We start from the raw sequence: 13,691 nt of genomic DNA, 5'->3' as shown, positions 1-13,691 counted from the left end.
TAACTCCCCGGGCTTGAATGACAGGCCCCTGTTTGCACCGGCCTTACGAAAGGCGGCGCGGGAGGTCCAGACCGCTAACGCTTCCTCTCTGGCGCCAGACCGCTTGCACAGAGCGCTGCGGCGCTTGTCGTGACACCAAGCAGTTCGGCATCGCCAAGGCGCTTCACCGTGGCGACATAATCGGCCAACCCGCGTTTAGGTGCCTGAAGCGACTGCAACCGCTGCAACTGGCCGATGCTCAGGCGGTCGGTCATGCGCTCCGCCATGCACGAAGCGTTGGAATCGGAAAGGCCCGCATCGACGAGCGCCGAGCGGACCTTTCCATAAGCCAGCTTTGATGGCGAGCAGGCTGCCAGCGTCAAGACCGTGGCGATGACAGCGGCAGCCTTGCGCATCAGTGCTGCAGCGCCTTGACGATATCCTCGACCATCTTCTTGGCGTCGGCCAGAAGCATCATGGTCTGGTCCATATAGAACACGTCGTTGTCGACTCCGGCATAGCCGACGCCGCCCATCGAGCGCTTGACGAAGAAGATCGTCTTGGCCTTGTCGACGTCGAACACCGGCATGCCGTAGATCGGCGAGGACTTGTCGGTCTTGGCCGCCGGGTTGACCACGTCGTTGGCGCCGATGATGAAGGCCACGTCCGCCTGCGCGAACTCGCTGTTGATGTCTTCCAGCTCGAACACTTCATCATACGGCACGTTGGCTTCGGCCAGCAGCACGTTCATGTGCCCGGGCATGCGGCCCGCCACAGGGTGGATGGCGTACTTGACGTTGACGCCTTCCTTCTTGAGCACTTCGCCCATCTCGCGCAGCGCGTGCTGCGCCTGGGATACGGCCATGCCGTAGCCCGGGATGATGATGACATTCTCGGCTTCCTTCATCATGTAGGCCGCATCCTCGGCAGACCCGCGCTTCCACGGGCGCTGCTCGCGGGCAGCGCCACCAGCGGCAGAGGCTTCTGCGCCGAAGCCGCCTGCGATAACGGCCAGGAACCCGCGGTTCATCGCCTTGCACATGATGTACGAAAGGATCGCGCCCGAGGAACCGACCAGCGCGCCGGTCACGATCATCGCGGTGTTGTGCAGGGTAAAGCCCATCGCAGCCGCTGCCCAGCCCGAATACGAGTTGAGCATCGAAACCACGACCGGCATGTCCGCGCCGCCGATCGGGATGATCAGCAGGAAGCCGATGATGAACGAGAGCACGGTGATCGTCGCGATCACCCAGGCCGACTGGTCCTGCGTGAAGTAGGCTACAAGGCCGATGATCGCGACCAGCGTACCGAGGTTCAGCACGTGGCGTCCCGGCAGCAGGATCGGCGATCCGCTCATCTTGCCGGCAAGCTTGAGGAAGGCGATGACCGAGCCCGAGAAGGTGATCGCACCGATGGCGATGCCAAGGCCCAGTTCGATGCGGCTGACGGGGTTGATCTGACCGTCCGGAAGCATGATCCCGAAAGCATCGGGATTGAGATAGGCGGCAAGGCCCACCAGCACTGCCGCCAGACCGACCAGCGAGTGAAACGCGGCAACCAGCTGCGGCATATCGGTCATCGCGATCTTGCGAGCGATGACGAAGCCGATGCCGCCACCGATGGCCAGCGCCACAATGATTTCCGGCAGGCTGGCGATCGAGTGGGTGAGCAGCGTGGTGACCACCGCAATGGTCATCCCGATCATGCCATAGCGGTTGCCCGCACGGCTCGTCGCGGGGCTGGAAAGCCCGCGCAGCGCGAGGATGAAGAGGACGCCCGAGACCAGATAGGCGAGCGCCACCCAGGGAGAGACAGCGACGTGTTCCATCACTTCTTCTCCTTCTTCTTGTACATCGCCAGCATGCGCGCCGTCACAGCGAACCCGCCGAAGATGTTGACCGAAGCCAGCACCACAGCGCCCAGCCCCAGCCACTTGGCCGATGGGCTACCGGCAGCCGCCGAAGCGACCAGCGCGCCAACCACAATCACCGAGGAAATCGCATTGGTCACTGCCATCAGCGGCGTATGCAGGGCCGGCGTGACCGACCAGACGACGTAGTACCCGACAAAGCAGGCGAGCACGAAAATGCTCAGGATCGATATGAAGTCCATGGCTTTCCCCCTCAGCCGAGCAGTCGTTCGTTCACAACCTTCCCGCCCTGCGTCAGGCGGATGGCGTTGCCGATTTCCTCGTCCAGAACAGGCTTGCCCTGCTCCTTGTCCCAGAAGGCCGAGAGGAAGTTGTAGAGATTGCGGCTGAACAGCGCCGAAGCATCCGCCGGCAGGTGCGCAGGCGTGTTCGAATAGCCGACGATCTTGACGCCGTGCTTCTCGACCACCTGATCCGCCACCGAACCCTCGACATTCCCGCCCTGCGCCACGGCAAGGTCGAAGATCACCGAGCCCGGCTTCATCGTCGCGATCTGCGCATCAGAGATCAGGCGCGGTGCAGCGCGGCCCGGTATCAGCGCGGTGGTGATGACGATGTCCTGCTTGGCGATGTGCGCGCTCACCAGTTCGGCCTGGGCCTTCTGGTATTCCTCGCTCATTTCCGTTGCGTAGCCACCCGCGCCCTCACCTTCGATGCCGGCGACGTTCTCCACGAAGATCGGCTTGGCGCCGAGCGACTGGATCTGTTCCTTCGTGGCAGAGCGCACGTCAGTTGCCGAGACCTGCGCGCCGAGGCGGCGGGCGGTGGCGATGGCCTGAAGACCGGCGACGCCGACGCCCATGACGAAGCACCTGGCAGCCGAGACCGTGCCTGCCGCAGTCATCATCATGGGGAACGCGCGGCCATAAAGGTTCGCGGCAACCAGCACGGCCTTGTAGCCCGCAAGGTTCGACTGCGAGGACAGGATGTCCATGGACTGCGCACGCGTGATGCGCGGCATGAATTCCATGGCGAGGGCTTCGTATCCGGCAGCGGCATAGGCATCGACGCGCGCGCGCTGGCCGAAGGGATCAAGCCCTGCCACGATCCACGCGCCAGGGTTTGCACCTGCCAAAAGCTCAGGCTCCGGTCCCTGCACGCCAAGCACGATGTCCGCGCCCTGCACCGCATTGTCCGCAACCTCGGCCCCGGCGGCGCGGTAATCATCGTCGGAGATCGAAGCGGTAATCCCCGCCCCGCTCTCGACGGCCACTGTGGCCCCGAGGGCAATGAACTTCTTCACGGTCTCAGGCGATGCCGAAACCCTGCTCTCCCCTGTCGCACGTTCCCGAAGGACGGCGATCTTTATTGCCCCCGCCACGGCGCTCTTACTGGATCACCAGGATGACCACGAAAACCAGCGCGCAGATCGCCGGCGTGGCCCACTTCACCATGTTCACGAAACCTTCGTACGTCGACTTTGCAGCCTTGATGTCGTTTGCCGGAGCCATTTTCTTCCCCAAAAACCATGCGCCACTGGGGCGCGACGTGCATGCTCTAGCGATGGCCGCCCCTGCGCTCAAGTGCGGAGCAGTCTCATCGCGCTTAATCGGCTCTTTACCCTATCGGCCTAGAGCAATGCTCCTGACGTATTTGCGGGGGAGTCAAAAGACTAGGTCATGCAGGAGCCCGAACAGCGCCTTCTCATGCTCATCGACGATGAACCCGCCCAGTGCCGCCTGATTTCGGCGCTGGCTTCGCGGGAGGGCTGGCGCACGGTCATCGCCCGCGATTCGGAAAGCGCGATCGCCACGCTGGGCACCCGCCAGGGTATGCAACTCGGCGCGATCATTCTGGATCAATGGGTTCCGGGCGACGATGCCTGCGCACTCATCGCCGAATTGAAGGCACGCCGTCCCGCACTTCCGATCCTGATGCTGACTACCAGCAACTCGCCCCTGCTCGCTGTGGAGGCAATGCGCGCAGGCGCCACCGATTACCTGATCAAGCCCGTCGCGCCGGAACGCCTGCTCCAGGCCCTGCGCAGCGCGACTTCGCGCGAGACCGACGCCAGTGAACTGCAACCCCTGACCGAGAAATTCGGCGCCGCGCTCGACTTCGATTCGATGATCGGTGCAACCCCGGCCTTCCGCGCGGCGCTGGCCGTGGCGGCAAAGGCCGCGCGCACCCATGGCAGCGTGTTGATCGAAGGCGAAAGCGGCACAGGCAAGGAAATGCTGGTCCGCGCCATGCACGCCGCCAGCCCGCGCAGCCGGACCGCACTCAAGACCATCAACGTCGGCGGCATGCCTGCCAATCAGGTTGAATCCGCGTTGTTCGGACACGAGAAAGGCGCTTTCGCCGGAGCATTCGAACGTCACGTCGGATTGCTCCAGCACGCCGATGGCGGCACCCTTGTCATCGACGAGGTCGATCGCCTGCCGGATTACGTGCAGGAGCGAATGATCCGCTTTCTCGAACGGGGTGACGTCCAGCCCATCGGCGCGCGGCATTCATTCCGCGTCGATGTTCGAGTGATCGCCTGCGCCAATGCTGGCCTGCGGGACCTTGTCGAGACCCGCGACTTCCGCGCCGAACTCCATGCCTTGCTGAGCCAGACACAGGTCCTGCTGCCCGCCTTGCGCGAGCGCTCCGCCGATATTCCGGCCCTTGCAAGGCATTTCCTGACCCGCATCGGCGAACAGCCAGGGCTCAGGCCGCTCGGCATTACTGATGGAGCGTTGGCACTTCTGTCGGCATATGATTGGCCTGGAAATGTCCGCCAGTTGCAGGCCACCCTGTTCCGCGCCGCCGTATTCTGCGATGGCGAGGCGCTAACGGCACAAGACTTCCCCAGCCTTTCGAACCTGATCGGGGAATCCAGCCGCCGCGCACCGAATGTTACCGATGGCGCCGGCATCACCCTGTTCGCACCCGATGGCAACCTGCGACCTCTCGAAGACATCGAGGCCGACGTCATCCGGCTGGCAATCGGCCACTATCGCGGTCGCATGACCGAAGTTGCCCGCCGCCTTGGTATCGGCCGCTCCACTCTTTACCGCAAGCTTTCGGAACTTGGCATCGACAACGCGGCCTGACCCGCGCTAGCTTCCCGGCATGACGGGAAATAGGGAATTTGCAGGTTGCGTCGCGCTTGTCACCGGTGCCGCCGCGGGGATAGGAGCCAGCGCCGCGCGCTGGCTCGATGCGCAGGGGATCGGCGAGCTCGTTCTGGTCGATGTTGACAGGCCAGCGCTCGACCGGCTGGGCCTGTCCTGCAAGGTCCATCTTTTTGGCGGCGACGTCTCGGACCCCTCGCTCTGGAAACTGCTGGAGCGCGAAGTGCCTCGGATCGATTACGCCGTGCTCAATGCCGGTATCGCCAGCAACGGCGAGATCACTGACCTCGACATCACCGCCTGGCGCAAGACACTGTCGGTCAACCTCGACGGCATGTTCCTTTCGCTGCGTACCGCCTTGCGCGCCATGAAGAGGGCAAACCGCGGAGCGGTCGTGCTGACGGCCTCGGTCTCCGGCATCAAGGCAGCCGCCGGAACCGCGGCCTATTCCGCATCGAAGGCCGCGACGATCCAGCTGGCAAAGGTCGCGGCTGCCGAAGCCGCAAGGTACGGCGTGCGGGTGAACGCCATCGCACCGGGCGGCGTCGACACTGGCATTTGGGACCGCGCCGAATGGTTCGCACCGCTGATCGAACAGCATGGTGGACGCGCCGAAGCGCTTGCCGCAATGGCAAAGCAGGCCACGCCACTTGGGCGCTTCGCCAGCGCGGATGAGGTTGCGGCGCAGATCGGCTTCCTGCTGTCCGACGCAGCAGCAACCATCACCGGCACCTGCCTGGTCAGCGATGGCGGCGTCTCGCTCTAGGCAAGCTGGCTGAAATCCGTCAGCGCCGCATCGCGCAGGCCGCGCCAGACGTGCATGGCCTGCACGGTTTCGGCCACATCGTGCACGCGCACCATCTGGCAGCCGGCATCCATCGCCTTGAGCGCCAGCATGACCGAACCGGCCATGCGCTGATGGGCTGGCGCCTCGTTGGAAAGCGCCCCGATCATCCGCTTGCGACTGGCCCCGAACAGGATCGGCTGACCAAGCGCATGGAACAATGGCAGGGCATTGATCAGCGCAAGGTTCTCCGCGAGCGACTTGCCAAAGCCTATGCCGGGATCCAGCAGGACCTTCTCCCGCGCAATCCCCGCCGCGACGGCTGCGTCACGGCGTTCGCGCAAGGCATCGAACACATCGAGCACAACGTCGGCGTAGTCGCCATCGGCATGCAGATCGCCGTCGTTGCCGGGCGCATGCATCAGCACCACCGGAGCCCCGGAACGAGCCACGATCTCGGTCGTCCGGGCGTCATGACGCATAGCCGAAACATCGTTGACGATGTGTGCCCCTGCCGCCAGCGCCGCCTCGATTACCGAGGAGCGCCGACTGTCGATGGAAATCGCTGCGCCTGCTGCCGCAAGCTGCTCGATCACCGGCACCACGCGCTTTGCCTCGTCGCCTTCCCACACCGCCGCGGCGCCGGGGCGGGTGGATTCACCACCGACGTCGATCACCCCCGCCCCGGCTGATAGCATCGCGTGGGCGTGCTCAAGCGCGGCGTCAGGCTTGTCGAGGAATTGGCCACCATCGGAAAAGCTGTCGGGCGTCACATTGAGGATACCCATCACCACCGGCTGATCGAGCCGCACCATCCGCTGCCCGCAGGCGATGGGCGCGTGCGTGCAGCGCAGGTTGTCCCATTGCTCCGCTGCATCGGCGGCCAAGGCATCGGGCAAGGTGGCAATTGCCTTCTGAACATCGCCCGCGCCGAACCTCTGCCGCGAGACCACCTTTCCGCCCTCGCGCACGATCAGGACAAAGCGGCTGGCGTAGATCAGACCCCCGCCCAGCCTGATCGCCTCGCCATCTTCCGCTTGCGGACTGTCGGCGAACGCGATCGGACGGATATAGACGCGAGGCATCAATCCTCGACGGCGAGCAGGTACAACTGGCGCAGCGCGTCGATCGGCTTCACCTCGCCCTCGTGCTCGACATGCCAGAAGGTCCAGCCATTGCACGATGGCGCCCCCTGCAGCTTTGCACCAAGCCCATGGATCGAACCGATCTCCGCGCCTGCCTGAAGCGAACCATCAGCCCGCACCACTGCCTCGAACTTGCCCTTCTTGGCGGTCAGCCGGGTACCAGGGGCCAGATAGCCACTCTCAACCAGCGCGCCAAAGGCAACCTTGGGCGCCGTGCGCTTCGACTGCATCGTAACAAGCGCAGATTCGTCAAGCGGCAGCGCCAGTTCGATGCGCTCCTGCGCCACTTCGATGTAGTCGTCCTCGCGCTCGCAGCCGATCCAGTCGCGACCCAGGCGCTTGGCCACCGCGCCTGTCGTGCCCGTGCCGAAGAACGGGTCAAGCACCACATCACCCTTGTTGGTCGTTGCCAGCATCACGCGATAGAGCAGCGCCTCGGGCTTCTGCGTCGGGTGAGCCTTGGTGCCGTTGCGACGCAGGCGTTCGGGGCCGGAGCAGATCGGCAGGACCCAGTCCGAGCGCATCTGCAGTTCATCATTGAGCGTCTTCATGGCGCGGTAGTTGAAGGTGTACTTCGACTTCTCGCTCTTTGACGCCCAGATCAGCGTCTCGTGCGCATTGGTAAAGCGCGTGCCCTTGAAGTTGGGCATCGGGTTGGCCTTGCGCCAGATGATATCGTTGAGGATCCAGAAGCCGAGGTCCTGCAGGATCGTGCCGACGCGGAAGATGTTGTGATAGCTGCCGATCACCCAGATCGAGCCATCGGGCTTGAGCAGGCGGCGTGCCTCGGTCAGCCACTCGCGAGTGAACTGGTCATAGACGGCAAAGCTCGAGAACTTGTCCCAGTCGTTGGTCACCGCATCGACATGGCTGCCATCGGGCCGCGCCAGATCACCGCCCAATTGGAGATTATAGGGCGGGTCGGCAAAGATCATGTCGATCGAGGCATCGGGCAGCTTGCGCATTTCCGAAATGCAGTCACCGCGCAGGATCTGGTTTACCGGAAGCGCAACATCTGCCTTGAGCACCTCTGCCGGCGCCGCACGCAAAGCCTTCGCGCGTTCCTTGACTGCAACTGCCATATCTTGTCCCTGACCCCTTGTGGATAAGGGCACCGTTTGAGTCATCGGAGACTCGCCGTCAAGCTTCGACTCGCCAGATTCCGGCGAGTCGCGCGCCATCAGGGATGAGAACGAAAAGAGTCTATTTCGACATGTTGAGTCTGGCTGGCGGCGTGGGACTCAACATCTAGTGGTGTGCCCGGACGGACTCACCGGCAAATTTTTTCGTTAGAGCAGCTGCAACTGCGCCACCGGGGCAAAGCTGCGCCGGTGCAATGGCGTCGGCCCATGCTCACGCAATGCCGCCAGATGCTCGGGTGTGCCATAGCCCGCATTGCGCTCCCATCCGTAGTGCGGATGCGTCAGCGCCGCCTCGCGCATGATCCGGTCGCGATGTTCCTTGGCGATGATCGAGGCGGCCGAAATACACGGCTCGAGGGCATCACCGCCGACGATCGGCCGCGCCGGCCAGCACCATTCCGGGCGACGGCCGTGCGGCGTGAGGTTGCCATCCACAAGCACCTCGCCCACGCCTTCGTCATGCGCGATCTGCTCGCACAGCGCCTGCACCGCAAGCGTCATCGCCAGCATCGTCGCACCGAAGATGTTCAGCCGGTCGATCTCCTCGGGCTCGACCACACCCACCGCCCACCGGCAGCGCCGCTTGATCTTCTCTTCCAGTTCCGCCCGCCGCGCCGCGCTCAGCTTCTTGGAGTCATCCAGCCCCGATGGACGCGGCTTGCACAGCACCACCGCCGCCGCCACGACCGGCCCAGCCAGCGGCCCGCGCCCCGCCTCGTCCACGCCAATGGTGACCATGGACGAAAAGGAGGTGGCACAACTGGCGTTCAGAGGCATTGTGGGCTGCATGACGAATCCGATCCTGCGCTCGCTATCGCCTCTCGCCCTGCTCCTCGCAAGCTGCGGCTCATCGATTTCTGCCCAGGGCGCTGACCCTTCCACAGCGGGCATCGCGATCACCGATGTCGCCACGTTCGACGAGCCTTGGGCGATGACCTTCCTTCCCGGCACCAACCAGGCGCTGATCACCGAGAAGAAGGGCAAGCTCAAGCTCTGGACCGAAGGCACCGATAAGACCGTCGAGATCTCGGGCACCCCCACGGTCGATTACGGCGGACAAGGCGGCTTTGGCGATGTCGTCGCCGCGCCCGATTTCGCGCAGAGCGGCATGGTCTATCTGAGTTGGGCGGAAGCGGGTCAGAACGATACGCGCGGCGCAGTCGTCGCTCGCGCCAGACTGGTGATGGGCGATGCCCCCCGCCTTGAGAGCCTCAGCGTGATCTGGCGGCAATTTCCCAAGGTCACCGGGCGCGGCCACTATTCGCATCGCATCGCCTTCTCGCCCGATGGCAAATACCTGTTCATCACCTCCGGCGATCGGCAGAAGTTCACGCCCGCGCAGGACTTGAATGCCAACCTCGGCAAGGTCCTCCGCCTCCTGCCCGATGGCACTCCTGCGCCGGGCAACCCGTTTGCGGGCAAGGGCGGCGTTTCGGCACAGATCTGGTCCTACGGCCACCGCAACCCGCTGGGCCTCGCCTTCTCGCCCGATGGCCGGCTGTGGGATATCGAGCACGGCCCCGCCGGCGGTGACGAGATCAACCACGTCGAACCGGCCAGGAACTACGGCTGGCCGCTGGTATCGGACGGCGACCATTACGACGGCAAGCCGATCCCTCGCAACAAGACCCGCCCCGACCTCGCCCAGCCCGCGATCAGCTGGAACCCGGTCATCGCGCCGGGCAACATGATCTTTTACACCGGGAATGCCTTCCCCCAATGGCAAGGCCAGGCCCTCATCGCCGCCTTGGGCTCAGGCGGAATCGTCCGCGTGAAGATCGAAGGCGAAAAAGCCACCGAACTCGAACGCATAGACCTCGGCAACCGCATCCGCGAGATCGAGCAGGCACCGGATGGGACGCTATATGTGCTTGAGGATGGTGAAGGTGCTAAGTTGCGGCATTTGGTGCCGCAGGGGTGAGGATCGTGGCGCCAGTTTAGAAATTTCCGGAGCATACCGGAGTTGTCTAAACGTCTGGTTCGCCAGTTTTTGTTAGTAATCAAACCGGGCGGCACGCGTTGATCGCATCGACAACCATCTGGTCTAACAGCTTGTTACCGGAGGGCTCAGCGAAGGCTTCGAGATCCTCCACCAACGACACATCTGCAACGATCGTCGCCGCTTCAAGTAGTGGCATGTTCACGTGCCAGCCCTTAAGTTCCTTTCTTAAAAGCGGCAGTGCCAACCCGCGATGCATTTGCGCCAAGCCAAGGATGGCCTCGGCACGTACTGCCGAATTTTCATCTTCTGCTGCCTTTACCAAGGCCGCGCGAACATCGGGCCGATCCATCCCCAGCTGCGAAAGCAAAAGAGTTGCCCAGTCGCGGTTCGCCGGATCTGCATCCCGCGTCATTTCGATCAGGCGGGCAAGGTTCTTCTCGCCAAAATCGTGTTCGCCAAATGGCACATCCTCGTTGATGACAGCTTGGAGGAAGTCAGACGGGGGTAAGTAGCGCTCTTCCATCAGTCCCTCATGCTATCAGACACGACAGCCAGCTAACCACCAATAGTGCAAAACACCAATTACCGTGCGTGTGTCGCTTAACCTACTCAAAACCCCCGCGACCACCGCACCGCAACTCCGCCATCCCCCCCCGCTTTGGCAAAATGCCTCGGCTCCTTGCGGAAGAACACGCTGGCCGAGGCGTCCCCACCCCACAGCGCCGTCGCCCAGGCCAGTTCCGCGTCAAGCTCCCGCCCCTTCGGCGCCAGCGACAGCGGCACGCGGGCGAAGGTGGCGCTCTGCGTTGCATAGTCCCACGCCACCGGCAGGTTCAGGTCCAGCCCGCCGCGCTCCACCCGCAAGGGTTGTGAGAGGCGCAAGGCCAGACGGTCGCCGCCCGCCAAGACACCCTCGCGCGAAAGATCGACGCTCCATGATGACGACACCAGCCGCGAGCCGCTTGTCGCCACCGCCCCGCTGTCGATCCGCGTGAAGCCCAGGCTGCCCGTCGCCCCCAGCGCCCAGCCATCCCCGAAGCGCCAGCCAAGCCCCGGCGATACCGTCGCCGTCGTCGCCCCGCCGCCGCCCAGCGCATCGGCAAAGCGCGCGCCCAGCACCGTGCGCTCCTCACGCATCAGGCCAAGGCCGAGCCGCCAATCTAACGCGCCACCCTGCCCGCCATCCAGCGCCAAGCCAAACTGCGTCATCCGGTCCTCGCGCCGTTCTCGCAGCGGATCGCTGCGCACCAGCACACTGCGCTCCGCCGAAACCGTCAGCCCCATACGCCCCAACCGATAGCGCGCCCCCATGCCCGTCTCGGGCCGCGTGAACACCCCACTCGCCATCCCCGCGACGAGGAACTGCGGCTCGTGCCGCTGCTGCAACCTCGCGGTCAGGCTCTCCGCGCTCACTTTCCAGCCCAGCGCCAGATCGAGCGACCGGTCCAGCCGTGTCACCACCGAGGACGCCAGCACCCGCGCCTGCTGCCCCTCACCCGGCGCCAGTCGCAAGGGCACCGCCCCGAAGCGCCGGTCCACCGTAAACGCCAGCGCAAAACCGGAAGCATCCATCGCCACCGGCCTGCCGCCCCCCGCCAGCGCTTCATGCAAAGGCAACCTCGCTTGGCCTGAGCGCAAGCCCGCCGCAAGGTTCAGCCTGTAAGCCCTCTGGTAGCCATCCAGCATTACCGTGCCGAGCGAAGCCCCGGCCAAGGCATCCCCCATCGCCCCGCTGCTCGTGCCTGCAAGGCTGTCAAGCGACACTGCCACCTGCGTCCCCGCCAACCCGGTCTGCCCCTGCGGCGAAAACGCCCGCGCAATGTCCAGAATGCCGCGGCCATAGATCGTATCCGTCCCCGTCGCCCCCGCATCGCGCGCGGTCCGCAGCAGCAGGTCGACGATCTGTGTGCCGGTCAGGTTCGGGAAAGCCTGCGCCAGCAATGCGGCCGCGCCTGAAACCTGCGGCGCGGCAAAGCTTGTCCCGCTGACCACTGTCACGAATGTTCCCTGCGCATTCGTCTCGGTCTTTATCTGGCTGCCCTGGTACACGCAGCAGACGTCCTCGCCCTGCGCCATCAGCACCGACGCCGCCGAGCTTCCCGGTTTGTTGCTGAAGGCCGAAGCCACGCCGGTGGCATTGACCGAGCCGACAATGATCACGTTGTTGCCGCCCGCCAGGAGCAGCGATTGCGCAAAGGGATCGGGGTTGTTGGGATCAATCCCAGCATCGGTGCTGTCGCCGTCGTTGCCCGCTGAAACGATGATCACCGCGCCCGCTGCGGCCGCCCGGGCAACAGCCGACCGCAGGGTCGAGTTCGCAAGATCGCCACCGAGCGAAAGATTGATGACCTTTGCGCCCGAGGCGACCGCAGCATTGATGCCCGCCGCTATCGCACTGTCGGCAAAAGTGCAGCCATCCGACGCCGCGCACGAACCCGGCGTATCGGCCCGCAGCATCTGGATCGTTGCGCCCCAGGCGATGCCGACGATCCCTGAATTGTTGCGGGCCGCTGCTGCCGTCAGGGCAACCTGCGTCCCGTGATCATCGTCGGCGTTGTCCAATCCGCGCGATTGCACCACGTCGGTCGATGATGAGGCAATCCTTCCGGCAAACTCGGTATTGGACGTATTTATACCGGAATCGACGATGGCAATCGTGGTCCCTGCCCCACTCGCGCCCGATTGCCAGGCCGTGATCGCGCCATGAAGCGAAGGCCCATCCGACCGGCGATACTCTGCGGTATCGAAATTGACCGGAGTGGGAGTGGGGGTTGGCGTGGGAGTTGGCGTTGGGACTGGGGTGGGCGTCGGGGCCGGCGCAGGCGCGGGCGTGCTGGAGACGCTGCCTCCCCCTCCGCATGCCGCCAATCCAGCAGCCAGCGCGGCCACTGCGACGTAACCAAACCAGCGAATTTCCGACATCACCGCACCCCGGCTCCGGTAGCTTTGCCCAAGTCTTGCTGATAACCCGTTGGCCGTAAATGCCGAATGACACAGTTCCGGACTGGAATGCGCAAATGCCCTTCGATCCCACGATTGTTGACTGCTGGATCTTCGATCTCGACAACACGCTCTATCCCCCATCGACCCGGCTGTTCGATCAGATCGATGAGCGCATGGGCCTGTTCATCAAGGAACTGCTCGGCTGCGACGAGCTGGAGGCTCGGCGCGTGCAGAAGCTCTACTTCCACGATCACGGCACCACCCTTTCAGGCCTGATGCATTACCACGCCACCGATCCGCACCATTTTCTCGGCTTCGTGCACGACATCGACATGAGCCCGCTGGCTGCCGCACCGCGTCTGGCAGACAGGCTGGCGAAACTCCCGGGCCGCAAGATCCTCTTCACCAATGGCGATGATGCCTATGCCGCCAGGGTGCTTGCCGGACTCGATCTTTCCGACAGTTTCGACGGGCTGTGGGACATCCACGCCATGGCCTACAAACCCAAGCCCGAGCCCACGGCATACACCAGCATGATCGAAGCGTTGGGCGTCAATCCCGAGACTTCGGTCTTCGTCGAAGACATGGCGCGCAACCTCGCCCCGGCCAAGGCCCTCGGCATGCAGACGGTCTGGCTCGATCTCGCCACGGACTGGGGCGATCGCGCCAAGGATGATGCCGCAATCGACGTGGTCACAGACGATGTCGTCGCATGGCTGGATCATACGATTGCGGCGCTTGCCGATCAGGCAACGCTCGGCTAGTCG

At 64.1% G+C, this 13,691-nt stretch carries 14 protein-coding genes; 4 read left to right on the top strand and 10 right to left on the bottom strand.

Features of this window, described 5'->3' with window-relative positions; all coding sequences use genetic code 11:
* Positions 1-74: 74 nt before the first annotated feature.
* Genes AC3WLM_RS16025 through AC3WLM_RS16005 form a run of 5 tightly spaced genes read right to left on the bottom strand, consistent with a single transcriptional unit; the run spans position 75 to position 3,360 of the window.
* Positions 75-395 (bottom strand): hypothetical protein, encoded by a 321-nt coding sequence (locus AC3WLM_RS16025; protein ID WP_039332091.1) that lies wholly within the window; start codon positions 393-395, stop codon positions 75-77.
* Positions 395-1,807 carry an NAD(P)(+) transhydrogenase (Re/Si-specific) subunit beta gene (locus AC3WLM_RS16020; RefSeq protein ID WP_492477956.1) on the bottom strand — a complete coding sequence of 471 codons (1,413 nt, stop codon included), beginning with the start codon at positions 1,805-1,807 and terminating at the stop codon, positions 395-397. The genes AC3WLM_RS16025 and AC3WLM_RS16020 overlap by 1 nt, the downstream gene beginning before the upstream one ends.
* Positions 1,807-2,091: an NAD(P) transhydrogenase subunit alpha part 2 gene (locus AC3WLM_RS16015; RefSeq protein WP_011445494.1), complete on the bottom strand. Its 285-nt coding sequence runs from the start codon at positions 2,089-2,091 to the stop codon at positions 1,807-1,809. Before AC3WLM_RS16015 ends, AC3WLM_RS16020 begins: the two co-directional genes overlap by 1 nt.
* Positions 2,092-2,102: 11 nt before the next feature.
* On the bottom strand, positions 2,103-3,218 hold the full coding sequence (locus AC3WLM_RS16010) for an NAD(P) transhydrogenase subunit alpha (protein WP_492478142.1): 1,116 nt from the start codon (positions 3,216-3,218) through the stop codon (positions 2,103-2,105).
* 19 nt (positions 3,219-3,237) lie between these two features.
* Entirely contained in the window at positions 3,238-3,360 is a 123-nt protein-coding gene (locus AC3WLM_RS16005) for an aa3-type cytochrome c oxidase subunit IV (protein WP_082013273.1), read from the bottom strand.
* A gap of 168 nt (positions 3,361-3,528) precedes the next feature.
* Between AC3WLM_RS16005 and AC3WLM_RS16000 the strand changes: the two genes are divergently transcribed.
* Complete coding sequence (locus AC3WLM_RS16000) at positions 3,529-4,947, top strand: sigma-54-dependent transcriptional regulator (protein ID WP_492477954.1); 1,419 nt, start codon at positions 3,529-3,531, stop codon at positions 4,945-4,947.
* A gap of 19 nt (positions 4,948-4,966) precedes the next feature.
* Positions 4,967-5,734 carry an SDR family NAD(P)-dependent oxidoreductase gene (locus tag AC3WLM_RS15995; RefSeq protein WP_492477953.1) on the top strand — a complete coding sequence of 256 codons (768 nt, stop codon included), beginning with the start codon at positions 4,967-4,969 and terminating at the stop codon, positions 5,732-5,734.
* Here AC3WLM_RS15995 and folP read toward each other — a convergent pair.
* The 3 genes from folP to rnhB form a co-directional block, all read right to left on the bottom strand.
* On the bottom strand, positions 5,731-6,837 hold the full coding sequence (folP, locus tag AC3WLM_RS15990) for a dihydropteroate synthase (RefSeq protein WP_492477952.1): 1,107 nt from the start codon (positions 6,835-6,837) through the stop codon (positions 5,731-5,733). The two genes, AC3WLM_RS15995 and folP, sit on opposite strands and share 4 nt — an antisense overlap.
* On the bottom strand, positions 6,837-7,979 hold the full coding sequence (locus tag AC3WLM_RS15985) for a site-specific DNA-methyltransferase (protein ID WP_492477951.1): 1,143 nt from the start codon (positions 7,977-7,979) through the stop codon (positions 6,837-6,839). The genes folP and AC3WLM_RS15985 overlap by 1 nt, the downstream gene beginning before the upstream one ends.
* Positions 7,980-8,186: 207 nt before the next feature.
* Complete coding sequence (gene rnhB, locus AC3WLM_RS15980) at positions 8,187-8,777, bottom strand: ribonuclease HII (protein ID WP_062346739.1); 591 nt, start codon at positions 8,775-8,777, stop codon at positions 8,187-8,189.
* Positions 8,778-8,826: 49 nt separating this feature from the next.
* Between rnhB and AC3WLM_RS15975 the strand changes: the two genes are divergently transcribed.
* Positions 8,827-9,960: a PQQ-dependent sugar dehydrogenase gene (locus AC3WLM_RS15975; RefSeq protein ID WP_492477950.1), complete on the top strand. Its 1,134-nt coding sequence runs from the start codon at positions 8,827-8,829 to the stop codon at positions 9,958-9,960.
* A gap of 79 nt (positions 9,961-10,039) precedes the next feature.
* On the opposite strand, the gene AC3WLM_RS15970 is transcribed toward AC3WLM_RS15975, so the two are convergent.
* Positions 10,040-10,504 carry a HEAT repeat domain-containing protein gene (locus AC3WLM_RS15970; RefSeq protein ID WP_193826681.1) on the bottom strand — a complete coding sequence of 155 codons (465 nt, stop codon included), beginning with the start codon at positions 10,502-10,504 and terminating at the stop codon, positions 10,040-10,042.
* Between the two features lie 86 nt (positions 10,505-10,590).
* Positions 10,591-12,903 carry a S8 family peptidase gene (locus AC3WLM_RS15965; protein ID WP_492477949.1) on the bottom strand — a complete coding sequence of 771 codons (2,313 nt, stop codon included), beginning with the start codon at positions 12,901-12,903 and terminating at the stop codon, positions 10,591-10,593.
* 95 nt (positions 12,904-12,998) lie between these two features.
* Between AC3WLM_RS15965 and AC3WLM_RS15960 the strand changes: the two genes are divergently transcribed.
* Entirely contained in the window at positions 12,999-13,688 is a 690-nt protein-coding gene (locus AC3WLM_RS15960) for a pyrimidine 5'-nucleotidase (protein WP_492478141.1), read from the top strand.
* Positions 13,689-13,691: the final 3 nt, after the last annotated feature.

It is taken from the genome of Novosphingobium sp. FW305-C-30-35, assembly GCF_058783135.1.
Note: the sequence above shows the minus strand (reverse complement) of the source record. Positions and strands in the feature narration are given on the sequence as shown.